Genomic DNA, 22,162 nt, shown 5'->3' with positions numbered 1-22,162 from the left:
GCCTCCACCTCCATCCAAAGTTTCAGCCAAGCATGCTTTGCCTTGTCGGTTCTGAGTGCTATAGGGCACAGGATTTTTCAGAGAGGAAGGGACATCGCTCCCGCTGTCCCGCATAAGCTACGAGGCATATTCATGGCAAAGATTAAGGTCGCCAATCCGGTCGTCGAACTCGACGGCGATGAGATGACCCGCATCATCTGGCAGTTCATCAAGGATAAGCTGATCCATCCCTACCTCGATGTCGATCTGGAATATTACGACCTCAGCGTCGAAAACCGCGATGCGACCGAAGACCAGGTAACGATCGACGCTGCCAACGCCATCAAGAAGCACGGCGTCGGCGTCAAGTGCGCCACGATCACGCCGGATGAAGCCCGCGTCGAGGAATTCAAGCTGAAGAAGATGTGGAAGTCGCCGAACGGCACGATCCGCAACATCCTCGGCGGCGTCATCTTCCGCGAGCCGATCATCTGCAAGAACGTTCCGCGCCTGGTTCCGGGCTGGACCAAGCCGATCATCGTCGGCCGTCACGCTTTCGGCGACCAGTACCGCGCCACCGACTTCAAGTTCCCGGGCAAGGGCAAGCTGACGATGAAGTTCGTCGGCGAAGACGGCAAGGAAATCGAATACGATGTCTTCGACGCACCGTCGGCCGGCGTTGCCATGGGCATGTACAACCTGGACGATTCGATCACCGAATTCGCGCGCGCTTCCTTCAACTACGGTATCCAGCGCAAGGTTCCGGTCTACCTGTCGACCAAGAACACGATCCTCAAGGTTTATGACGGCCGCTTCAAGGACATCTTCCAGCAGGTCTTCGACGCCGAATTCGCCGACAAGTTCAAGGAACTGAAGATCTGGTACGAACACCGCCTGATCGACGACATGGTCGCTTCTGCTCTGAAGTGGTCCGGCGGCTACGTCTGGGCGTGCAAGAACTACGACGGCGACGTTCAGTCCGACATCGTCGCCCAGGGCTTCGGCTCGCTCGGCCTGATGACCTCGGTTCTGATGACGCCGGATGGCAAGACGGTTGAAGCCGAAGCCGCCCACGGCACGGTGACCCGCCACTACCGCCAGCACCAGAAGGGCGAGGAAACCTCGACCAACTCGATCGCCTCGATCTTCGCCTGGACCCGTGGCCTTGCCCACCGCGCCAAGCTCGACGGCAATGCCGAACTCGCAAAGTTCTCCGAAACCCTCGAGAAGGTTTGCGTCGACACCGTCGAAGCCGGCTTCATGACCAAGGACCTGGCGCTGCTCATCGGCCCCGATCAGCCGTGGCTCTCGACCACCGGCTTCCTCGACAAGATCGACGAGAACCTGCAGAAGGCCATGGCTGCCTGATAAGCTCGACCGAGCTTGAAAAAATGATCGCGCCGATTTCCCCGCGCAACGCCCTGACGATCGCTCGCATCGTCAGGGTCAATCACGCCGGGGAATTCGGCGCGATCCGCATTTATGGAGCCCAGATCGCGGTCGCCCGCAGGCTCTATCCGGATTGCGTGCCGATGCTCTCGGAAATGCTTGGTCACGAGATCGAGCACTGCGCGCTGTTTCGCGCGGTGATGCCTGCACGAAAATCCCGACCCTGCCGCATCATGCAGTTCTGGAGCCTGGGCGGGTGGTTGCTCGGGTTCGTGACCGCGCTCTTCGGGCGTCGCGGCATATGGGCCTGCACGGCCGCCGTGGAAGCCGCCGTGCATCACCATCTCGACGATCAACTGCATTTTCTCGCCGACAAGGATCCGGAGTTTCATGCCCTCATCCTGTCGATCCGCGAGGAGGAGTTGGCGCATCTCGATCACGCGGAGGCGCAGCTTTCCGGCGAAGACCGGCTCGCCCACGCCCTGCGCGCCGTCATCTCCCTTGCCACCACCGTCCTGATCTGGCTTTCGACCTGGGGCGATTCCACGCGCATGGCGGCAGCCCTGCGGAAAGCCTCGCCGCAGGCTGATTCACTTTAGGCGCGATCGCATCGGCAGAGGTGCTGTCCACGCCTAGAACATATCGCGGCGGCTGCTGCGCGGGTCGTCGCTGACGACATGCGGGTCGTAGATCCCGCCCCTCGCCTGTCGGCGCCAGGGTCGGGCCGGATCGTCGGGATCGTTGCCGATATCGGCTATCGCCATTGACGCCCCATCTCCCACACATCGCGTTACCCATTGTCCGTCAGGTGCCACGATCCCTGAGGGGGCTGTGAGGCCCGGTTGTGCGAGCACGGCAAAACTTGCCCAGTAGCGGTTGCTCGACGCATGCCCCTGTACTTCGGCGGCAAACGCAAGGTCGTTTGCCAGAGCGCCGCCGGAGGTGGAAAACAGGACGCAATCGACATTCAGCCGCTCGTATTCGAGGAAAATCTCGGGAAAATGGCACTCGATCCCGAGCGCGCAGCCGAAGCGGATGCCATCGACCTCGAAGGTCAGCGGGATCGTTCCTGGCGTATACATGAAAGAGATCTTGGTGTTGGACAGCATGCGCTCGTCATAGCGCGTCGCAATCGTTCCCTTGTCCGAGATCACATAGAGACTGTTGTGCGGACGATGCGGCTCGGTGAGCTTGTGCACGGAGCCGAGCACCGTCCACAGGCCGAGCTCACGCGCCAGCATTCGTATTGCGTCAAGCTCCTCGCGCAGAACCGCCCATTCGAACCGGTGCCAATCGGACGGGCCGATGTCGCGGGGACCGATTGAGGACATGATCCGCTTGTTCGGAAAACATGTCGCTCCTTCCGGGAAGTGCACAACACGCGCCCCTGCCCGATGCGCCTGCCTCATGAGCTGGCGGATCCCTTCACCGGCATGGCGAAGGGCTGCCGGGGCGCGGGGATCGTCCAAATAGGCCGATTGCACCACGGCCAGGCGCAACGATTTGGCTTGCCGCAGCGCCCCGGTCGCCTCCGCGTCGCGAAGGTGCAAGCGTGCGGTTGTGTAGGATTCGCCGGTCTTGGCGGCACGGGCGCGCACGCGGCGTTTGAAATTCCGGTTTTCAGTCATGACGGGCCTTTCGCGTCTCGGGCAAGTTCCCCAGCAACCGGATCCGAAACGGTGGGACCAGGATTGCGACCCGAGACTGAAGTCCCTTTGCCTCCATGAAAGGATCGTGCTGGGGACGATCTTTGGAGGTTCGGCGCAGGCCACGCCGAATCAAAAGGTGCCGCCCGGCCGCTGATTCGTCAATTGCGGCGCAGTGCTCAAGTTTCCTTCACTTCAAAGGCAGGTAGATCTCGCTTAAAAGCTCGGTCGGTGCGACCTCCCGCGGATTGTTGAGATATTTCTCGAACATCAGGCTGTCGCGGATCTCGCGGCCGGACTGCGGCAGCCAGGTTCCGTAGAGCCATTGATAGGCTTTCGGCATGTCCGCATAGGGGCCCTTGTGGCGAAGCACCGCATAGCGGCCACCGTCGAGATGCTGTGGCGTCAGCGGCGCCTCCACCGGCATCTGTCCGCGCGCACTGACGCAGGCAAAGGAGCGCAGCTTTTCGGTCGATACCAGTTCCGGGTCGTCGAGATAAATGCCGATCATCTCCATGTCCGGCCGGAACAGTTGCCGCGAAAAGAGAGTGCCGTAGAGCGTCTCGAATGCCTTGCCGATCTCCATATAGGAGCCGGTGTGGGCGACACCGACGACGTCGAAGGCTTCGACCTCCTTGAGGGTGACTTCGTACATGTCTGGAATTCCTTCCGTTGAAGCGGTTTCAAAGGCGACATGGCTTCCCTCCTTGCGGTAGCGCGCCGGCGGCAGCCCGTAGGCGGCCTTGAAGGTGCGGTTGAAGGATTGCAGATTGGGATAGCCAGAGCGTTGCGCGATCGTTTCGACAGGAAGATCGGTCTGGGCGAGATCGGCCGCGGCCCGCTGCAACCTCAGCCGCTTGACGGTCGCTGCCAGCGTCTCGCCATGGACCGCACGGTAGATGCGGTGCCAATGGTGCGGCGACAGGCAGGCAATCTCCGAGAGACGATCGAGGTCGAGATCGCCATCGAGATGACCGTAGATATAGTCGCTGACCCGGTGCAGACGCCGTTCATAGGTCGCCCACGTTACCCGCTCTTCCATGTCCACCCTTTCGCGCTTTGCTCACGGATCGGTAGACCATAGATCAATTTGACAAATCCTGCGGAGTTGTCCGGCTGCTTTCGCAGAGGATTTGTGCGCCTCGGCGGGCTCGATAAGACCTGACGCAGCAAACAAAAAAGGGTGCCGCAACGGGCACCCTTTTCCTATTCTGTCGCTGGCAATCAGCCGGCGAGCGCGACGGCCACCGCTTCGATCGCTTCGGCCGCCTTGTCTCCATCCGGGCCGCCGGCCTGGGCCATGTCGGGACGGCCGCCGCCGCCCTTGCCGCCGAGAGCGGCGGACGCGATGCGGACGAGGTCGACGGCGCTGTGCTTCGACGTCAGGTCGTCGGTTACGGCGACGACGGCGCTGGCCTTACCGTCACCGGAAACGCCGACGAAGGCAACGATGCCGGAGCCGAGGCTCTTTTTGCCGTCGTCGGCAAGGCTCTTCAGGTCCTTGGGCTCGACGCCCGAGACGACCTTGCCGAGGAAGCGGATGCCGGCGATGTCGCGGGCTGCGTCGGCAGAACCGGCCTCGCCGCCGCCACCAAGCGCCAGCTTCTTCTTCGCTTCGGTCAGCTCGCGTTCCAGCTTGCGGCGCTCGTCGAGCAGAGCTTCGACGCGACCGAGCACGTCGCCCGGCTGAACCTTCAGCGTATTGGCAAGCGTCTTCACGCGCTCGTCCTGCTCGTTGAGGTAGGCGCGGGCCGCTTCGCCGGTCAGCGCCTCGATGCGGCGAACGCCGGCGCCGACGGCGCTTTCCGAGACGACGCGGACGAGGCCGATGTCACCGGTGGCAGACACATGCGTGCCGCCGCAGAGTTCGACCGAATAGGCGCGGTTGGCCTTGGAGCCGTGGATGCCGCGGCCCATCGAGACAACGCGAACTTCATCGCCGTACTTCTCGCCGAAGAGCGCCATCGCGCCTTCGGCAATCGCATCATCGACGCTCATCAGGCGCGTGGTCACCGGCGAGTTCTGCACGATGATCTCGTTGGCCATCTCTTCGACGATCTTCAGCTCCTCGGCCGTCATCGGCTTCGGGTGCGAGACGTCGAAGCGCAGGCGCTCGGGCGCCACCAGCGAGCCCTTCTGGGCCACATGGGTGCCGAGCACTTCGCGCAGCGCCTCGTGCAGGAGGTGCGTTGCCGAATGGTTGGCGCGCAGGCGCGAGCGGCGCGCATGATCGACGTCGAGCTGGGCCGCGTCGCCGGTCTTGACTGTGCCTTCGGCGACGGTCGCGAAGTGGACGAAGAGCCCCTCGCCACGCTTCTGCGTGTCAGTGACGGTGAGCTTGCCGCCTTCGACGGTGATCGTGCCGGTATCGCCCATCTGACCACCCGATTCGCCGTAGAACGGCGTCTGGTTCAGGATAACCTGGACGGTGTCGCCCTTGGCAGCCGAGGCGACGACGGCGCCGTCACGCACGACCGCCTGGATCACGCCTTCGGCGGTCTCTGTGTCGTAGCCGAGGAAGTCGGTCGCGCCGTGCTTTTCCTTGAGCTCGAACCAGATGGTTTCAGTCGCAGCTTCGCCGGAACCGGCCCAGTTGGCGCGGGCTTCAGCCTTCTGGCGTTCCATAGCGGCCGAGAAAGCGTCGGTATCGACGGTGATGCCCTTGGCGCGCAGTGCGTCCTGGGTCAGGTCGAGCGGGAAGCCGTAGGTATCGTAGAGTTTGAAGGCGGTCTCGCCGTTGAACTGGTCGCCTTCCGACAGATCGGCAGAGGCGTCGGACAAGAGGTTGAGGCCGCGCTCCAGCGTCTTGCGGAAACGGGTTTCCTCGAGCTTCAGCGTCTCGGAGATCAGCGCTTCGGCGCGCACCAGCTCCGGATAGGCGCGGCCCATCTGGCCGACGAGCGCCGGCAGGAGCTTCCACATCAACGGATCCTGCGCGCCGAGCAGCTGCGCATGGCGCATGGCGCGGCGCATGATACGGCGAAGCACGTAGCCGCGGCCTTCGTTCGACGGCAGCACGCCGTCGGCGATCAGGAAGGCGGACGAACGCAGGTGGTCGGCAATGACGCGGTGGCTGGCGCGACGGTCGCCTTCGGCCTTGACGCCGGTTGCTTCTTCAGAAGCGGCGATCAGCGCGCGGAACAGGTCGATGTCGTAGTTGTCGTGCTCGCCCTGCAGCACGGCGGCGAGACGCTCGAGGCCCATGCCGGTGTCGATCGACGGACGCGGCAGGTTGACCCGCTCTTCCTTGGTGATCTGCTCGTACTGCATGAAGACGAGGTTCCAGATCTCGATGAAGCGGTCGCCGTCTTCATCGGCCGAGCCCGGAGGTCCGCCCCAGATGTGGTCGCCGTGGTCGTAGAAGATTTCCGAGCACGGGCCGCAAGGGCCGGTATCGCCCATCGCCCAGAAATTGTCGCTGGTCGGAATGCGGATGATGCGGTCGTCGGAGAAGCCGGCGATCTTCTTCCAGAGATCGAAGGCCTCATCGTCGGTGTGGTAGACCGTGACCAGCAGGCGCTTGGCGTCGAGGCCGTATTCCTTGGTGATCAGGTTCCAGGCAAGCTCGATCGCGCGCTCCTTGAAGTAATCGCCGAAGGAGAAGTTGCCGAGCATCTCGAAGAAAGTGTGGTGGCGTGCGGTGTAGCCGACATTGTCGAGGTCGTTGTGCTTGCCGCCGGCGCGAACGCACTTCTGCGCCGTCACGGCCGTTGAATAGGGGCGTTGTTCCAGGCCGGTGAAGACGTTCTTGAACTGCACCATGCCTGCATTGGTGAACATCAATGTCGGGTCATTGCGCGGCACCAACGGGCTCGACGACACGACCTCGTGACCGTTCCTGCGGAAATAGTCGAGAAAGGTCGACCGGATTTCATTCACGCCGCTCATCTTGCGTCCTATTCTTAAGCACCGATTCCGGCCCGGGTCCGGCCCACGCCGCGCCACTAAGCCATTGTCCCTAAACCCTGCAGCCGCCCACGGTGACCGCACCCTCCAACGCGCTGGGTCGCCGGAACCAAAGGCTTTTATCGCTCACATATCCGACTGTCCAGACGCCAGCAAAAAACCGGCCGCCCATGGGGCGACCGGTTTTTGGGTAACCTCAGTGGACCGAGCGGCTTATGCTTCCGGCGGCTCGTCGCCGTCGTCCGCTTCCGGACCGCCATTCTCAAGGAACCGGTCGGCGATCAGGCCAGCGTTCTGGCGCAGCGCCGTCTCGATCTCGCGTGCGAGATCCGGATTGTCGCGCAGGAACGTCTTGGCGTTCTCGCGGCCCTGGCCGAGACGCTGGCTGTTGTAGGAGAACCAGGCGCCCGACTTCTCGACGATGCCGGCCTTGACGCCGAGGTCGACCAGTTCACCGGTCTTCGATACGCCTTCGCCATACATGATGTCGAATTCGACCTGCTTGAAGGGAGGCGCCATCTTGTTCTTGACGACCTTGACGCGGGTCTGGTTGCCGACGACCTCTTCGCGCTCCTTGACCGAACCGATGCGGCGGATGTCGAGGCGGACCGAGGCGTAGAACTTCAGCGCGTTGCCGCCGGTGGTGGTTTCCGGCGAACCGAACATGACGCCGATCTTCATGCGGATCTGGTTGATGAAGATGACCATGCAGTTCGACTTGGAGATCGAAGCCGTCAGCTTGCGCAGCGCCTGGCTCATCAGGCGGGCTTGCATGCCCGGCAGGCTGTCGCCCATTTCGCCTTCGATTTCGGCGCGCGGCACGAGTGCGGCAACCGAGTCGACGACGAGAACATCGATCGCGCCGGAACGCACGAGCGTGTCGGTAATCTCAAGCGCCTGTTCGCCGGTATCGGGCTGCGAGATCAGGAGGTTTTCGAGATCGACGCCGAGCTTGCGGGCATAGACCGGATCGAGCGCGTGTTCTGCGTCGACGAAGGCGCAGATGCCGCCCTTCTTCTGAGCTTCCGCAACGGTCTGCAGCGCCAGCGTCGTCTTACCCGAGCTTTCCGGGCCGTAAATTTCAACGATACGGCCCTTCGGCAGGCCGCCAATGCCGAGCGCGATGTCGAGGCTGAGAGAGCCGGTCGAAACCGTCTCGATCTCAATGATGCTGTCCTTCCCACCGAGCTTCATGATCGATCCCTTGCCGAACGAACGTTCGATCTGGGAAAGTGCCGCTTCAAGTGCCTTGCTTTTATCCACCGATTTGTCCTCTACGAGCCGCAAAGAGTTTTGTGCCATTTGGTCCACCTTTAGGTTATTGAAGCTACCGAGGCAATGAAGCCGCCGCAGGAGTTTTTGTACATGTTTTGTTCCGTATTTGCAAGAGCGCGACAACACATTGAAAAACAATAGCTATCCACCATGCGTTCGATTCTTGTTCACGGAGCGAAACCAGAGTTTTCGAATGTTGGCGCCAGCACTTCGAACCTGCCCGGTTAGGCCCGGCCGATTCGTTGGCGCATGACACTTCGGACGGCTCGGGCGCGTGGCGCTTCGCGATGCGGCATTGCAAAATGCCAACAGATATTCGGCCGATCGGCCAAGCAGAGGAACATTCATGACGCAAGCTGAGATCGCCGTTTTCGGCGGTGCGCATATCGACAGGCGCGGCCGCATATCGGGAACGACAGCGCCAGGATCGAGCAATCCGGGAAGCTGGTTCGAAGAAGCGGGCGGAGGTGGTTTCAATGCCGCGCGCAACATGGCGCGCCTCGGCCACAGTGTGCGCATGATCAGCACCCGCGGCGGCGATGCGGCCGGCGAGATGGTGACCGCAGCCGCGGCCGCCGCCGGCGTCATCGACACTCCCCTCACCTTTCTCGACCGCCAGACGCCGAGCTATACGGCGATCCTTGAAAACGACGGCAATCTGGTGATTGCGCTTGCCGACATGGAGCTCTACCGGCTGTTCTCGCCACGGCAGTTGCAACGACGGGCGCTGCGCGAGGTCATTGCCACGAGCCAGCTCGTGCTGACCGACGCCAACCTGCCGGAAGAAACCATCGCCGCACTTGCCCAGTCGGCTGCCGGCAACGGTCGCCTCGTCGCCGGCATCGCCGTTTCGCCGGCCAAGGTCATCCGCTACCGGCCTTGCCTCTCGCATCTCTCGTTCCTGTTCATGAACGAGTCCGAGGCCCGGGCACTGACCGGCAAGGATGCGGCCGAGGCGGATGAGTGGCCGTCGTTGCTGAGAAGCGTCGGCCTTACGGGTGGCGTTGTCACACGCGGCGGCCGCGCCGTCGTCGCCTTCGACGGCGAAGACACCTGCGTTGCCGTTCCGCCAGCCCTTCCCGCGCTTGCCGACGTCACCGGCGCCGGCGACGCGCTCGCCTCCGGATTCCTCTCGGCGCGCCTTGGTGGCCACGCCATCAACGCGTGCCTGCGGCACGGCATCGCAGCCGCTCAAATCACCTTGCGCTCTCCCTTGGCCGCATCCGAAGAGATGTCCGCGGCCAATCTCGAACAGGCGCTGGCCCTTGTGCCCGCGCCCCAAATGCTGTCATGACATTTGCCAGCAGAACTCCCAAGGAAAGACCATGACCAAACCCGCTTCCCCCTTCCTGCCGATGGAATATTCCGACGAGGTCGCAGCCGCCAAGGCGCGTGGCGCGCCGATCGTGGCACTGGAGTCGACCATCATCACCCATGGCATGCCCTACCCGGGCAACCTGAACATGGCCCGCAGTGTTGAAGCGATCATCCGCGAACAGGGTGCCGTGCCGGCGACCATCGCGGTCATCCATGGCGTACTGCATATCGGCCTTGACGACGCCAAGCTCGAAGAACTGGCGAAGACCCAGGGCGCGATGAAGGTCTCGCGCGCCGACCTCGCCTTCGCGATCGCCGAGCGCCGCACCGGCGCGACGACCGTTGCCGCGACGATGATTGCCGCCGCCCGCGCCGGCATCCGCGTCTTTGCGACCGGCGGCATCGGCGGCGTGCACCGTGGCGCTGAGCTCTCCTTCGACATCTCGGCCGACCTCGACGAACTTGCCCGCACCGGCGTCATCGTCGTCTGCGCCGGCGCCAAGGCGATCCTCGACATTCCGAAGACGCTCGAAGTACTCGAAACCCGCGGCGTTCCTGTCGTCACCTATGACAGCGAAATCTTCCCGGCCTTCTGGTCGCGCGACAGCGGCCTGAAGAGCCCGCTGATGCTGAACAGCCCGGCGGCCATCGCCAACTTCCAGACCATGCGCGAGCAGCTCGGCGTCGAAGGCGGCATGCTGGTCGCCAACCCGGTTCCGGAAGCTGCCGAGATCCCGCGCGAAGAGATGGAAATCTACATCGCCCGCGCGCTCGACAATGCTGAAAACGACGAGATCACGGGCAAGGCGGTCACGCCCTATCTGCTCAGCAACCTCTTCGAAATGACCGAGGGCCGCAGCCTCGAGACCAACATTGCGCTGGTCGAGAACAATGCCCGGCTTGCCGGCGAGATCGCCGTTGCGTTGAACGCGAAGTAATCTCGGACAGGCTTGGACGAACAAAAAAGCCCGGCGATCATTTCGCCGGGCTTTTTCGTGTCCGGAGTTCACCGGGATCGCTCAAGAGAGGTTTAGACCTACCAGGCTTAGGAATCGAGCATTTCGCGCACGGCGACGGCCAGTTGCTTCAGCGAGAACGGCTTCGGCAGGAAGCCGAACTTGGCGTCCGCCGGCAGGTTGCGGGCAAAGGCGTCTTCGGCATAACCGGAAACGAAGATGAACTTCAGGTCCGGATACTTCTTCCTGAGTTCGGTCAGAAGCGTCGGTCCGTCCATTTCCGGCATCACCACGTCGGATACCACGATATCGACGGCGCCGTTGAGCTCGTCCATGATATCGAGCGCCTCGACGCCGGAGCCGGCCTCATAGACGGTGTATCCGCGCGTTTCCAGCATGCGCTTGCCGCCGCGACGCACGGCCTCCTCGTCTTCGACCAACAGCACCACGGCCGAATCCCCGGTGAGATCGGTCGGCTCTTCCTGCTTCGCAGCGGGTGCTGCAACTGCCTGAGCGGCCGGCGCGGCAACAGCCATCGTATTGGTCGCGGGCGTTGTCCCGGCCTGTGCGGTCTCTTCCGCAGCGACCGGCACCTCGATGTGGCGGGGCAGAAGGATGCGGAAGGTCGTGCCCTTGCCGACTTCCGATTCCGGATAGATGTAGCCGCCCGACTGCTTGACGATGCCATAGACCATCGACAGGCCGAGACCGGTGCCCTTGCCGACCTCCTTGGTCGTAAAGAACGGCTCGAAGATCTTGTCGAGGATCTCAGGTGGAATACCGGTTCCCTGGTCGGAAACTTCGACCATCACGAAGTCTTCGTCCGGCAGTTCGCGCCGTCCGAAGGCCGAGACCTCCTCCGCCGGCAGGTTGCGGGTGCGAAGTGTGATGATGCCGCCTTGGGGCATCGCGTCACGCGCATTGACGGCAAGGTTTAGCAGCACCTGTTCGAACTGGCCGAGATCGGTCCGGACCGGCCAGAGATCGCGGCCATAATCGACCTCGACCTTGACGTTGGTTCCGGTCATGCGGTCGACCAGCATGCGCAGGTCGCCGATGACGTCGGTCATGTTGAGCACCGTCGGCCGCATCGTCTGCTTGCGCGAGAAGGCAAGCAGCTGCCGAACGAGAACTGCGGCACGGTTGGCGTTGCGCTTGATCTCCATCAGGTCGGCAAAGCTCGGGTCGGCCGGGCGGGCGGACAGAAGCAGGTGGTCGGACGACAGCAGGATCGCGGTCAAGACGTTGTTGAAGTCGTGCGCGATGCCGCCGGCAAGCGTGCCCACGGCGTTCATCTTCTGCGTCTGCGCCATCTGGTTTTCGAGCGCTTTCTGCTCGGTAATCTCCAGCGCGTAGATGATCGCCGCTTCCTCCGGCGCCTGGTCGGTCTGGTCGATCACGGCATTGACGTAGAAGCGGAAATGGCGCTCGCCATCGGTCGGATGCAGCGCGTCGATCGGTGCGATGTCGCCCTGCCGGTCCTTGGCGGCCGCAAGCGCATCGTGCAGGCGAAGCTTCTCGGTTTCGTGCACCACGGCATCAATCAGCGCGCCGCGCTCGACGTCATCCTGCGAGACGAGGCCGGAGAACAGCTTCAGGAACGGCGCGTTGGTGCGCAGGATCCGGCCATTGCCGTCGACCGAGGCGATCGCCATCGGCGTGTTGTTGAAGAAGCGGGTAAAGCGCATCGCCGCGCTCGACGCCGACTGGTCGCTGTCCTCGCCGCCCTCGCGCGACATGACGATGGTGCGGCTTTCGCCGGGCGCGCCGTCGCGGGTGGAGGAAACGCGGTGGATCATGCGCACCGGCAGGCTCTGGCCGTTCATCTTGCGCAGGTCGAGGTCGAGCATCTTGGTCTTCTTCAGACCCGGTTCGGCCTGCACCGCCTGGACGAGCGTCAGTCCTTCGCCAGCCACCAGATCGCCGATGCTGATCGAACCCGGCTGGAACTTGGTGAGATCGATGCCGAGCCAGTCGGCGAGCGTGGCGTTGATGTAGAAGATCTCGCCCTTGCGGCCGGCGGAGAAGAAGCCGGCGGGCGCGTGGTCGAGATAGTCGATCGCGTTCTGCAATTCCTTGAAGAAGCGTTCCTGGTCGTCGCGCTCCGCGGTAATGTCGGCGATCTGCCAGAGATAGAGCGGGTTGCGCTCGCTGTCTTCGAGCGGCAGGACGCGCGCCTTCAGCCGGAACCAATGGGCGCCGGAGCCGGTGGCCGCACCGGTCGCAAGCGGCTTCAGCAGGCGGAATTCCTCATGCCCCTGCTTGCCCTCGTGCAGGCCGTTGGTCAGCCGGTAGATCGCTTCCGTCGCCTCGCGATTGCGCGACAGGATTGTTTCGAGCGACTGGATGCCGGCAGCGTTTCTGGCACCCGTCAACGCGCCATAGGCGGCGTTGGCATAGATGATCCGGCCCTTGCGGTCGGTCACGATCGTGCCGTCCTCATGCGCATCGAGGAAGGCACGCGCCAGTTCGTCCGGGCGCGACTGCGGCATCACCTCGATGAAGCCGATGACCGAGGACACGAGAAAGAAGATGCCGACCATGGCGAGAACGCCGAGGATGCCGAGCACGATCTCGTTTTCCATCTGGTTCCGGAAGATCACGAAGGCGATGGCGGAAACGGTGAGGACGATCGCGAGCAGCACGATCCGCAGCACGGTTCCGGGCCTGACGCCACGGTCAACAACCGGCATCTGGTAGTCGCCTGACTGCCGCAATTTCGTCATCGGGTCCTCTTACGCGGCCGGCGCCGCGCGCGGGCGCGGCCCAGCCCTTCCGGCCGGCATCCGCTCAAACCGCCGGGCAAAATCGGCCATTGCCGACACGCCCTCGATCATTCGGACAAGAATCATCTTTAACAATCAGAGATAACAGCAAAAAGCACCTGTGCGGAAGCATTCGAGCCAATTCACAGGGAATGTCGGCGAAGTGCTTGTCCGAGCCCGAAAAAAGCCGTCAAATACTGCCACTCGAAAGGCAGAAGGAGTTCAGCCTATGATGGAAACGATCATCGCCGACAACGGCAGCCGGTTCGTTGTCGCCGCTGCAGCGGTCGCGATCGGACTTTTGTGCCTCGTGGCCGTACTCTGGATCATGCGCAACCGCCCTTCGTCGCCCTTCATCCGTGGCGGCAAGAACCGCCAGCCGCGTCTGGCCGTGCTCGACGCCGCCGCCGTGGATACCCGGCGGCGCCTCGTGCTGGTGCGCCGTGACGATGTCGAGCACCTGATCATGATCGGCGGGCCGACGGATATCGTCATCGAAAGCCGGATCGTCGCCGGCGGTGACGAGCGTGCGGCCGAACGCCCCGCTGTCATCGAACGCAAGGTCGCCGAACCGATGGCTGAAAGCCGTCCGGCCGTCAGGGAACCCATTCAGCAGCCCGCGTCGACGATGCAGGCCGAACCCGTCGTCGCAACGCCGGTTCGCCCCATCACCCGGACCGAGGAACAGCCGGTCGCCCGCGTCGAGCCTGTCGCGCCGATGCGCGTTACGGCCGAACAGCGCCCGGTGGCCGCACCTGCCCTTGCGGCAGAGCAGCGCCCTGTTGCCCGCTCCGTCGCCCAAGCGGCACCCGAGATCCCATCCGTTGCCGCCGTCGCTCCCCCTTCGGTGAACGTCGATGCGCCGATGAGCCGTCCGGTCGCCATGGCTCAGACCGTGCAGCCACAGCCCATTCAGGCGCAGCCACCCCAGCAGCTTCAGCGCCCCGCACCGATCATCCAGTCGCAGCCTCAGCCGCAGCCAGCTCCGGCCGCTGCCCTTTCCGACTTCGAGCGCCTCCTCGACGCCGAGATTACCGGCGACCTGCAGCGCCTCGGCCCGGCGACATCCGTCAACCCGGAAAACCGTGCATCGCTTCAATCCGGCCGTCAGGAGCCAACCCTCGGCGCGCCTGCCGATGGCGGTCACAAGGAGCCGACGATCGAAGAGGAGATGAACCGCATGCTGGCCGACATCTCCGCCGGGCGTAAGCCCTGATTGCGCATTGGCCCGACGGCGACGTCGGGCATCGCGACAACGCGGGATACTGTCTGAGGCCAGAAACTGAAGCGAAAATCCGCTTCGTTTCTTCGCAAGAAATTCGGCATAACGGAAAAAGGCGCGGTTTGACCCGCGCCTTTTTTCAGACTGCTACGAAAGCCCGAAAGCTTATTCGTCCCGGTAGACCTTTTCCCGCCGCTCGTGGCGCTCCTGCGCCTCGATCGAGAGGGTTGCGATCGGACGGGCGTCCAGTCGCTTCAGGCCGATCGGCTCGCCTGTTTCTTCACAGTAGCCGTAGGTGCCTTCGTCGAGCCGCTGCAACGCCGCATCGATCTTGGAGATCAGCTTGCGCTGGCGGTCCCTGGCTCTGAGCTCGATTGCCCGGTCAGTTTCGGAAGAAGCCCTGTCTGCGAGATCCGGATGATTGGCGCTCTCCTCTGCCAAGTGATCCAGTGTCTCGCGTGCCTCGCGAAGGATGTCATTTTTCCAAGCGTTCAACTTGGCCCGGAAATACGCCCGGTGGTTGGCATTCATGAATTCTTCGTCCTCGGAAAGGACGAAGGTACTAAGATCGATCTTCTCACTCAACGCGATTCTCCTGAAGAACATCTCATTGCGGCGGTGTATAGACCTATGGAAGCCGTGATTCAAGCCTCGGAACAGACACTCAACCGTATTTTAATATTGCTCGCGTTTCAGGCTAACTGACGAATATTTCATCAAAATTACACATCGGATCTTGATTTCCGACTTGCGCCCACCGACGACACCGCCTCTGCTCGCTGAAAAGTGACAATGATGTGTTTGCGTCATTTCATCGTCCATTCGCGACCGCGGCAAAGCGCAGCACCCCGCAGTCCCCGAAAAAATCACGGCGGCCAGCTTGATCTTTACGGTCCTGGCGAGGAAAGGTGACGGTCTGCCGGCCGACACGAAAGCCGACAAAATTCTACCCTGTCGCTGCAACCGGCAGGCAACGCCGGAACCATTCGATGCAAGACAGCGCCCCCAAGGCTCTCCGCCTTTACCTTCTGCGGCACGCCCGTTCCGGCTGGGCGCTTCCGGGCCAGCGCGATTTCGATCGATCGCTGGACGAGGTCGGCTACATCGATGCGGAGCGGCTTGCCCAGACGGCCGCCGACCAGGGCATTCGCCCCGACCGCATCCTCTGCTCGACGGCCGTGCGCTGCCGCGAAACGGCCGAGCCATTCTTCCGCACGGTCAGCGAAGACCTGGATATCCGCTACATCGATGCGCTCTATTCCGGTCCGACGAGCGTCTATCTCGACCTCATCGACGCCCACCGGCATGTAAACGCGCTGATGCTCGTCGGCCACAACCCGATGATCGAACAGTTGCTGTGCAGTCTGGTTGGAGACGATGCCGCCCGCGAGGCACTTCCCGACGGCTATCCGCCGGCTGGACTGGCTATCCTGGATCTGCCTGCTGTCGGCGCCGCCGCCGCCGCCCGCCTGGTATCAATGCTGCTGCCGACATCATAACGGCGCACCGTAAGAAGAAATGCCGCGTGCGCGTTGCGGCGCCGCAATTAGTGCCTATATCGCGGAGGCAGCCTGCAGCCGATCGCCGTTTCGCAGGCTCGCCGATCCGAACGATCCCGGGAAACACGCCGCAAGAAAGACCAAGACTTGGCGCCTAACCTGACCAGCTTCAAAGACGACGCGCTGATCGCGCTCGATAATCTCACCGACCGCGCCTCCGGCCTCGTCAACCCTTCGATCCGGCTCGGCGTCACCGGCCTTTCCCGTGCGGGAAAGACCGTCTTCATCTCTTCCCTCGTGCACAATCTGCTGAACGGCGGGCGCCTGCCGGTGTTCGAGCCGGTGCGCTCGGGCCGTGTCTCCAAGGTCAGGCTCGAGCCGCAGCCCGACGATGCCGTGCCGCGCTTCCAGTATGAAGACCATATAGCCGCCCTCGTGCGCGATCGCATCTGGCCGGACTCCACGCGCGCCATCTCGCAGTTGCGCATCACGCTTGAATATGAGAGCGCCAGCGGCTGGAACCGGCTATTTTCGCCAGGCCGGCTGTCGCTCGACATCGTCGACTATCCCGGCGAATGGCTGCTCGACCTGCCCCTGCTCGCGCAGGACTTCCGCGCGTTCAGCAACAATTCCGTGGCGCGCGCCCGTGCACCTGGCCGCGCGAAGCTGTCGGCGGAGTGGTTGACGCTCGCCGCGTCGGCCGGATCCACGGCGACCGCCGACGAGGCCAGCGCCCGTCGGCTCGCAGAGAGCTTCACCGGCTATCTCAGAGCCTGCAAGGCGGACGAACGCTCGCCCTCGACCCTGCCGCCCGGACGTTTCCTGATGCCGGGTGACCTCGAAGGTTCGCCGGCGCTCACTTTCTCGCCGCTTCCGGACCTGCCCGAGGGCCGCGCGCCGAAGGGTTCGCTTTGGGCGATGATGGAGAGGCGCTACGAAGCCTATAAGAAACATGTCGTCAGCCCGTTCTTTCGCGAGCATTTCGCGCGCCTCGACCGCCAGATCGTGCTGATCGATGCGCTACAGGCGATCAACAACGGCCCCGAGGCGCTGCTCGATCTCGAGCAGGCCCTGGCGGACGTGCTTGCCTGCTTCCGTCCGGGGACCAACAGCTGGCTCTCCTCCCTGCTGACGCGTCGGATCGACAAGGTGCTGATCGCCGCAACCAAGGCGGATCACCTGCATCACGAAAGCCACGACCGGCTGGAACGCATCGCTGCGCGCCTCGTCGACCGCGCTGCCGAAAGCATCGGATTGAGTGGTGCCGGCCTCGAGGTCATGGCGCTCGCATCGGTCAGGGCCACCCGCGAAGCGACCGTCAACCACGATGGCCATGCCCTGCCGGTCATCGTCGGCACGCCGATCGCTGGCGAGAAGATCAACGGCGAATTTTTCGACGGCGAAAAGAAAACTGCTATATTTCCCGGTGATTTGCCGGCAGATCCTGAAGTTCTTTTCAAGACGATGGAGACCCGGTCCGGCGCGACCACCTATATCGAGAGCGCTCATCCGCTGCCGGAACTCAGCTTCGTTCGCTTCCGTCCGCCACATCTTGAGGAAACCGGCGGCGGCTTGAAACTGTCGGTACCGCATATCCGCCTCGACCGGGCCATGCAATTCCTGTTCGGAGACCGGCTCGCATGAGTGACGACAGCAACGGCCGCAGCCGCCGTCCCGGTGCCTTTTCAATTGGCGAAGACAAGCCCGCCGAGGCAGCGCCGCAGATGCGGACGCGGCGCGCGCCTGCGAGCTTCGACGACAACGTCGTACTGACCCCCGATGCGGAAGACCCGTTCCGCGAGACCACGCTTGCGGTCGAAGCCCTCGCCTTGCCCGAAGCAAGTCCTCGCAAACGCCGGCTGTCGGTCGGCAAGATCGCAACCGGCGCGCTCGGCATCATCCTTTCGCTTGCGGCAGGCCTCTGGGTCGATCGCCTGCTGCGCGATCTCTTCGCACGCGCCGATTGGCTCGGCTACTCCGCGCTTGCCGTCGTCGCGATCGGGCTGCTGGCGCTGCTGATCGTTGTTGGCCGCGAGCTTTCAGGGCTGATGCAGCTCACGGCGATCCAGAAGCTGAAAGCGGAAACGGAGGCGGCCGCAGCTTCGGCCATTGCGAAACCGGCGCGTGCGGCGCAGGCGAAGCTCGTGCACCTGCTGGCCGGCAATCCGCGAACGGCGCGCGGGCGCACACGATTGAAGGAGAGCGAAGGCGAGATCATCGACGGTCCGCACGTGATCGAACTCACCGAGCGGGAATTGCTGAGCCCGCTCGACCGCGAGGCGCGGCGCCTTATTCTCGCGGCCTCCAAGCGCGTGTCGATCGTCACGGCGGTCAGCCCGCGGGCGCTCGTCGACCTCGGTTATGTCCTTTACGAGTCCGCCCGCCTGATCCGCGCCATGGCCGAACTCTACGGCGGCCGCCCCGGCACGCTCGGCCTGTTGCGGCTGATGCGCGACGTCATCGCCCATCTGGCCGTCACCGGTTCGATCGCGGCTGGCGACAGTCTCATCCAGCAGGTGCTCGGCCACGGGCTGGCCTCGAAGCTCTCGGCGCGCCTTGGCGAAGGCGTCATCAACGGCCTGATGACGGCACGCATCGGCATCGCCGCCATGGATCTCTGCCGTCCCATGCCATTTCGGGCGTTGAAACGTCCGGGTATCGGTGACTTTCTCTCCGACCTCAGCCCCGGCGCCGGGCGCGTTCTCGGCGACAACGGCGAGAAGTAAGCTCGCTCTGACAATAGGCTGAACGTTTGCAAGCGAATCGCAACCGGGCTCTCCCGGTCGCGATCCTGCTTCGCGCAGTGCCGACAGCTGTTCGATTGCAAGCGCATGCTAAGGCAGGCAATGACCAGGCCGCGAAAGCCTGTGAACAACTGGTTTTCCGGCCGCGATCAGCCCCGATATCCGCCAGACAGAAACCGTCCATTAACCATTTGCGCGCAAATGTGGCATCCAGTTTCGGACGTTGACTCATCAAGGATCGTTTATGTTCTCGCGCCCTTCTTTGATCGCTCGCGGCGCTGCCGCTTTTGCGCTGGCAGCCACCGTCGGCCTTGCGACACCGGCTTTCTCCGGCGCCAAGGACAAGGTCTTCTTCGAGAAGGTCGCCGGCCAGTGGAAAGGCCCGGGCGAGATTGTCGCCGGCAAGTACAAGGGCACCAAGTTCACTTGCGACCTCTCCGGCGAGCCGGTTGCGGGCGATGAGACCGGCATCAAGCTCGACGGCTTCTGCCGCGTCGGCGTGTTCAAGCAGCCGATGTCGGCGCTGATCACCCAGAAGGGAAACACCTACACCGGCAAGTTCCTCGATGGCGCCGAGGGCAAGGGCCTGGATATCATTTCCGGCAACGTCGCCAAGGACAAGGTCGTCGTCGGCATCAACCGCAAGAAGCTGAATGGTGCCATGATCGCCCGCCTGCAGGACGACCAGACGATGAACATCACAATTTCGGTCAAGGTCGAAGAGACGATGGTGCCGGTCATCGGCGTCAGCCTCAATCGCCAGATCGACGCAATCGCCGTCGGCTCGATCAAGTAAACGTCAAACGCCCGATCAAACGACAAAGCCCCGGCATAGACCGGGGCTTTGTCGTTTGTGGATTGTGTTGCGGTCCTGTTCAGGCGCCTGCGCGCCACCAGCCCATGTGATCATCGGCAATCTCGATGCCGGCGACGTCAGCCTGCTGCAGCCAATCGCCGACCGATCGGCCGCCAACGGCCATGTCGGCGGCAAAGTCGGCAAGCGGCATCAGCACGAAGCCGCGCTCGGTCATCCTTGGATGCGGCAGCTCCAGCCGCCCGCCTGCCTGCGCCACACCTTGGAAGGTCAGTACATCGATGTCGAGCGTGCGCGGCCCCCAGCGCTCGTCGCGCACCCGCTTCATCGACCGTTCGATTTCAAGGCAGGCGTCAAGCAGGGCTTCGGGCGCGAGCGTCGTCTCGACCTTGGCGCAGGCATTGTAGAACCAGGCCTGGTCCGTCTTGCCCCAGGGTGGCGTGCGGTAAAGTCGCGAGACCGCCTCGACCACGCAGTCGTCGCGGGCATCGAGCAACCGAAGCGCTTCGGCCATCGCCTTGCGCGGGTCGCCGAGATTTCCGCCAAGCCCGAGCGTTGCAGCCCGCCAAGTCACCTCAGACGACATGCTCGACCGTCACTTCGACATAATCGAGCACGCCTGGAACCGGCGCATTCGGCTTACGGATCGAAACCTTGGCACGCTTGATCTGCGGGAAACGCACGCAGAGCGTCTTGGCCACTTCCAGCGCCAGAGCCTCGATCAGATAGCGGCGGCGGCCGGTGACGATGCGCTCGATTTCCTGGAAGGCGATGCCGTAATGCACGGTGTCTTCGATCGAGTCGTCGACCAGCGCCGTTCCCTGCTCGACTTCAAGCTCGGCGTCGACGAAGAAGCGCTGACCGAGAAGCTCCTCCTCGTCGAAGACGCCGTGGCGCGCGAAGAAGGCGCAGTTCTTGAGGGTGATGATATAGGTCGCGCTCATGCTTCTCAGTCCCATCGGCTTTCTTGGATCGCGATGATTGCGCGGTCGAGCCGTTCCGCAGTCATGCGCGTGATTGGTAGTCACAGGTTCAGGCGGAATACGGGCGAGTAAGGCTCACCTCGCTCTGGCGTGCAGCATAGCATCCGCCATTGCCAGTGCATCCTTGCTGTTTGCGACATCGTGTACGCGGAAAATCGCGGCGCCGGCAACGCGCAAAAGCGCCGTCGTCGCGGCCGTCGCCATGTCGCGATCGGCTGCCTCGCGGCCGCTGACCGCACCGACGAAGCGCTTGCGCGAGGTTCCGACCAGGAACGGCAGTTCGAAACGGTGCAGTTCTGCGAAGCGCGCCATCAGTTCCAGGTTCTCGTCCGTGTCCTTGGCAAAACCGAAGCCCGGATCGAGGATAATGCGATCCCGCTCCACGCCGGCCGCTGCCGCGATATCGAGCGACCGGTCGAGAAACTCAAACTGGTCGGCGATCACGTCTGCGAGTTTTTCACGGCCCCGGCCGGTATGCATGATGCAGATGCCGGCGCCGGTCCTGGCGGCGACCGTGGCAATGTCGGGTTCGCGCTGAAGGCCGTGCACGTCGTTGACGATATGCGCGCCCGCGTCGACCGCAAGCTGGGCGGTGGACGCCCTGTAAGTGTCGACGGAAATCAGCGCATCGGTATCGCGGGCAAGCGCTGCGATCACCGGCAGGATCCGCGCCTGTTCCTCCTCGGCGCTGACGGCCGCCGCATCGGGCCGCGTGGATTCACCGCCGATATCGAGGATCAAGGCGCCCTCCTCCAGGCAGCGCACTCCTTGTGCCACCGCCGCAACGGCATCGATGAAACGGCCGCCATCGGAAAAAGAATCCGGGGTAACATTCACGATCGCCATCAAAACGCCACGCGGCCCCAGTTCGAGGCTGCGTCCGTGCGCCAGCTTCCAGTTAAATTTCTGAAATGGATTGTAAGTCATTTTCCCTCACCATCCGTATACGGCCGGGAGCCATCGTTTTGCTGTTGCGCCGGCGCTGGCTATGCCCCAAGCTTGATTGAAGTTCAACCGAAGAGAACCACGCATTGATGTCCCGAGTACGCGTCCCGTTCAAAGTCGCCCTTCTTGCTCTCCTGGTTGCCGCCCCGTTTGGTACGGCCTCGGGCGAAACCGTGGTGAACAAGAGCTTCTCCTATTTTTCGATCGGCGGCCGGACTGCGGAAGAACTGGACAAGGCACTCTCGGCCAGCGGCCCGATGATGAAATCGACCGGCGCCCGGCATCCCGGCGCCACCCGCATCAAGTTCGGTGGCTCGATCACCTATGTCAGCCGCAACGGACGCTGCGCCGTCGGTTCGGCCCGCGTCACGCTCAACACGCGCATCATTCTGCCCAAATGGAAATACCGCCGCCAGGCCGGACGTGACCTCGCACTCGTGTGGGACACGCTGTCGAGCGACATCAAGCGCCACGAGGAGCGCCACGCCGAAATCGCCCGCAATCACGCCCGGCGGATGGAAAAGATGTTCCTGGCGCTGAAGCCGCAGGACACGTGCGAAGAGATGCAGGAAAGCGTTGCCCGCGCCAGCGCGACCGCGATCGAGGCGCATGACAAGGATCAGGCCCGCTTCGACCGCACCGAAGCCGCGAACTTCGACAAGCGCATGATCCGTCTTCTACAATACAGGCTGGAAACGCTGAAGAAAGCGCAACAGTAGATA

General features: G+C 63.2%; 19 protein-coding genes. 10 read left to right on the top strand and 9 right to left on the bottom strand.

The window, feature by feature from the left end; all coding sequences use genetic code 11:
• Positions 1–132 precede the first annotated feature (132 nt).
• Together M2267_RS09500 and M2267_RS09495 are read left to right on the top strand one after the other, a co-directional pair.
• Entirely contained in the window at positions 133–1,347 is a 1,215-nt protein-coding gene (locus tag M2267_RS09500) for an NADP-dependent isocitrate dehydrogenase (protein ID WP_043614565.1), read from the top strand.
• Between the two features lie 23 nt (positions 1,348–1,370).
• The gene (locus M2267_RS09495; protein WP_429114523.1) at positions 1,371–1,967 is read left to right on the top strand and encodes a demethoxyubiquinone hydroxylase family protein; all 597 of its coding nucleotides are present in this window, start codon (positions 1,371–1,373) and stop codon (positions 1,965–1,967) included.
• A gap of 33 nt (positions 1,968–2,000) precedes the next feature.
• On the opposite strand, the gene M2267_RS09490 is transcribed toward M2267_RS09495, so the two are convergent.
• From M2267_RS09490 to recA, 4 genes are all read right to left on the bottom strand, one after another.
• A complete protein-coding gene (locus tag M2267_RS09490; RefSeq protein ID WP_429114212.1) occupies positions 2,001–2,996 on the bottom strand; it encodes a carbon-nitrogen hydrolase family protein in 996 nt (331 codons plus the stop codon).
• 208 nt (positions 2,997–3,204) lie between these two features.
• Positions 3,205–4,056 (bottom strand): AraC family transcriptional regulator, encoded by an 852-nt coding sequence (locus M2267_RS09485; RefSeq protein ID WP_429114210.1) that lies wholly within the window; start codon positions 4,054–4,056, stop codon positions 3,205–3,207.
• A gap of 182 nt (positions 4,057–4,238) precedes the next feature.
• Complete coding sequence (alaS, locus tag M2267_RS09480) at positions 4,239–6,902, bottom strand: alanine--tRNA ligase (RefSeq protein WP_429114208.1); 2,664 nt, start codon at positions 6,900–6,902, stop codon at positions 4,239–4,241.
• 231 nt (positions 6,903–7,133) lie between these two features.
• Positions 7,134–8,222: a recombinase RecA gene (recA, locus tag M2267_RS09475; protein ID WP_043614579.1), complete on the bottom strand. Its 1,089-nt coding sequence runs from the start codon at positions 8,220–8,222 to the stop codon at positions 7,134–7,136.
• Between the two features lie 319 nt (positions 8,223–8,541).
• Between recA and M2267_RS09470 the strand changes: the two genes are divergently transcribed.
• Together M2267_RS09470 and M2267_RS09465 are read left to right on the top strand one after the other, a co-directional pair.
• The gene (locus tag M2267_RS09470) at positions 8,542–9,489 is read left to right on the top strand and encodes a carbohydrate kinase family protein (RefSeq protein WP_429114205.1); all 948 of its coding nucleotides are present in this window, start codon (positions 8,542–8,544) and stop codon (positions 9,487–9,489) included.
• A 31-nt stretch (positions 9,490–9,520) separates the two neighbouring features.
• Positions 9,521–10,450: a pseudouridine-5'-phosphate glycosidase gene (locus M2267_RS09465; protein WP_043614584.1), complete on the top strand. Its 930-nt coding sequence runs from the start codon at positions 9,521–9,523 to the stop codon at positions 10,448–10,450.
• Between the two features lie 107 nt (positions 10,451–10,557).
• Here M2267_RS09465 and cckA read toward each other — a convergent pair whose 3' ends face one another.
• Positions 10,558–13,194 carry a cell cycle histidine kinase CckA gene (gene cckA / locus M2267_RS09460; RefSeq protein WP_429114203.1) on the bottom strand — a complete coding sequence of 879 codons (2,637 nt, stop codon included), beginning with the start codon at positions 13,192–13,194 and terminating at the stop codon, positions 10,558–10,560.
• Between the two features lie 268 nt (positions 13,195–13,462).
• Between cckA and M2267_RS09455 the strand changes: the two genes are divergently transcribed.
• On the top strand, positions 13,463–14,449 hold the full coding sequence (locus tag M2267_RS09455; protein WP_429114200.1) for a flagellar biosynthetic protein FliO: 987 nt from the start codon (positions 13,463–13,465) through the stop codon (positions 14,447–14,449).
• Positions 14,450–14,620: 171 nt separating this feature from the next.
• On the opposite strand, the gene dksA is transcribed toward M2267_RS09455, so the two are convergent.
• Positions 14,621–15,040 (bottom strand): RNA polymerase-binding protein DksA, encoded by a 420-nt coding sequence (gene dksA, locus M2267_RS09450; RefSeq protein WP_043614592.1) that lies wholly within the window; start codon positions 15,038–15,040, stop codon positions 14,621–14,623.
• Positions 15,041–15,444: 404 nt separating this feature from the next.
• On the opposite strand from dksA, the gene M2267_RS09445 reads away from it, so the two are divergent.
• The 4 genes from M2267_RS09445 (at position 15,445) to M2267_RS09430 (ending at position 19,494) form a co-directional block, all read left to right on the top strand.
• A complete protein-coding gene (locus tag M2267_RS09445; protein WP_429114197.1) occupies positions 15,445–15,954 on the top strand; it encodes a SixA phosphatase family protein in 510 nt (169 codons plus the stop codon).
• A 147-nt stretch (positions 15,955–16,101) separates the two neighbouring features.
• Entirely contained in the window at positions 16,102–17,598 is a 1,497-nt protein-coding gene (locus tag M2267_RS09440) for a YcjX family protein (protein WP_429114195.1), read from the top strand.
• Positions 17,595–18,680: a YcjF family protein gene (locus tag M2267_RS09435; protein WP_429114194.1), complete on the top strand. Its 1,086-nt coding sequence runs from the start codon at positions 17,595–17,597 to the stop codon at positions 18,678–18,680. The genes M2267_RS09440 and M2267_RS09435 overlap by 4 nt, the downstream gene beginning before the upstream one ends.
• A gap of 262 nt (positions 18,681–18,942) precedes the next feature.
• A complete protein-coding gene (locus M2267_RS09430) occupies positions 18,943–19,494 on the top strand; it encodes a hypothetical protein (RefSeq protein ID WP_043624541.1) in 552 nt (183 codons plus the stop codon).
• 79 nt (positions 19,495–19,573) lie between these two features.
• Here the strand turns inward: M2267_RS09430 and folK are convergent, their stop codons facing one another.
• From folK to folP, 3 genes are all read right to left on the bottom strand, one after another.
• Positions 19,574–20,098 carry a 2-amino-4-hydroxy-6-hydroxymethyldihydropteridine diphosphokinase gene (gene folK / locus M2267_RS09425; protein WP_043624544.1) on the bottom strand — a complete coding sequence of 175 codons (525 nt, stop codon included), beginning with the start codon at positions 20,096–20,098 and terminating at the stop codon, positions 19,574–19,576.
• Entirely contained in the window at positions 20,088–20,456 is a 369-nt protein-coding gene (gene folB / locus M2267_RS09420) for a dihydroneopterin aldolase (protein ID WP_034794609.1), read from the bottom strand. Before folB ends, folK begins: the two co-directional genes overlap by 11 nt.
• A 114-nt stretch (positions 20,457–20,570) precedes the next feature.
• A complete protein-coding gene (gene folP / locus M2267_RS09415; RefSeq protein WP_429114189.1) occupies positions 20,571–21,422 on the bottom strand; it encodes a dihydropteroate synthase in 852 nt (283 codons plus the stop codon).
• A 107-nt stretch (positions 21,423–21,529) separates the two neighbouring features.
• On the opposite strand from folP, the gene M2267_RS09410 reads away from it, so the two are divergent.
• On the top strand, positions 21,530–22,159 hold the full coding sequence (locus M2267_RS09410) for a DUF922 domain-containing Zn-dependent protease (protein ID WP_043624550.1): 630 nt from the start codon (positions 21,530–21,532) through the stop codon (positions 22,157–22,159).
• The last annotated feature ends 3 nt before the right edge of the window (positions 22,160–22,162 follow it).

Origin of the sequence: Ensifer sp. KUDG1 (assembly GCF_050434285.1) — a bacterium.
In the GTDB taxonomy this organism is placed as follows: Bacteria; Pseudomonadota; Alphaproteobacteria; order Rhizobiales; family Rhizobiaceae; genus Ensifer.
This window is presented reverse-complemented; position numbering and strand designations above follow the sequence as displayed.

Coding starts and splice junctions, on each gene's coding strand:
- M2267_RS09500 (WP_043614565.1), top strand. CDS start 133: ATGGCAAAGATTAAGGTCGCCAATCCGGTCGTCGAACTCGACGGCGAT.
- M2267_RS09495 (WP_429114523.1), top strand. CDS start 1,371: ATGATCGCGCCGATTTCCCCGCGCAACGCCCTGACGATCGCTCGCATC.
- M2267_RS09490 (WP_429114212.1), bottom strand. CDS start 2,996: ATGACTGAAAACCGGAATTTCAAACGCCGCGTGCGCGCCCGTGCCGCC.
- M2267_RS09485 (WP_429114210.1), bottom strand. CDS start 4,056: ATGGAAGAGCGGGTAACGTGGGCGACCTATGAACGGCGTCTGCACCGG.
- alaS (WP_429114208.1), bottom strand. CDS start 6,902: ATGAGCGGCGTGAATGAAATCCGGTCGACCTTTCTCGACTATTTCCGC.
- recA (WP_043614579.1), bottom strand. CDS start 8,222: ATGGCACAAAACTCTTTGCGGCTCGTAGAGGACAAATCGGTGGATAAA.
- M2267_RS09470 (WP_429114205.1), top strand. CDS start 8,542: ATGACGCAAGCTGAGATCGCCGTTTTCGGCGGTGCGCATATCGACAGG.
- M2267_RS09465 (WP_043614584.1), top strand. CDS start 9,521: ATGACCAAACCCGCTTCCCCCTTCCTGCCGATGGAATATTCCGACGAG.
- cckA (WP_429114203.1), bottom strand. CDS start 13,194: ATGACGAAATTGCGGCAGTCAGGCGACTACCAGATGCCGGTTGTTGAC.
- M2267_RS09455 (WP_429114200.1), top strand. CDS start 13,463: ATGATGGAAACGATCATCGCCGACAACGGCAGCCGGTTCGTTGTCGCC.
- M2267_RS09445 (WP_429114197.1), top strand. CDS start 15,445: ATGCAAGACAGCGCCCCCAAGGCTCTCCGCCTTTACCTTCTGCGGCAC.
- M2267_RS09435 (WP_429114194.1), top strand. CDS start 17,595: ATGAGTGACGACAGCAACGGCCGCAGCCGCCGTCCCGGTGCCTTTTCA.
- M2267_RS09430 (WP_043624541.1), top strand. CDS start 18,943: ATGTTCTCGCGCCCTTCTTTGATCGCTCGCGGCGCTGCCGCTTTTGCG.
- folK (WP_043624544.1), bottom strand. CDS start 20,098: ATGTCGTCTGAGGTGACTTGGCGGGCTGCAACGCTCGGGCTTGGCGGA.
- folB (WP_034794609.1), bottom strand. CDS start 20,456: ATGAGCGCGACCTATATCATCACCCTCAAGAACTGCGCCTTCTTCGCG.
- folP (WP_429114189.1), bottom strand. CDS start 21,422: ATGACTTACAATCCATTTCAGAAATTTAACTGGAAGCTGGCGCACGGA.
- M2267_RS09410 (WP_043624550.1), top strand. CDS start 21,530: ATGTCCCGAGTACGCGTCCCGTTCAAAGTCGCCCTTCTTGCTCTCCTG.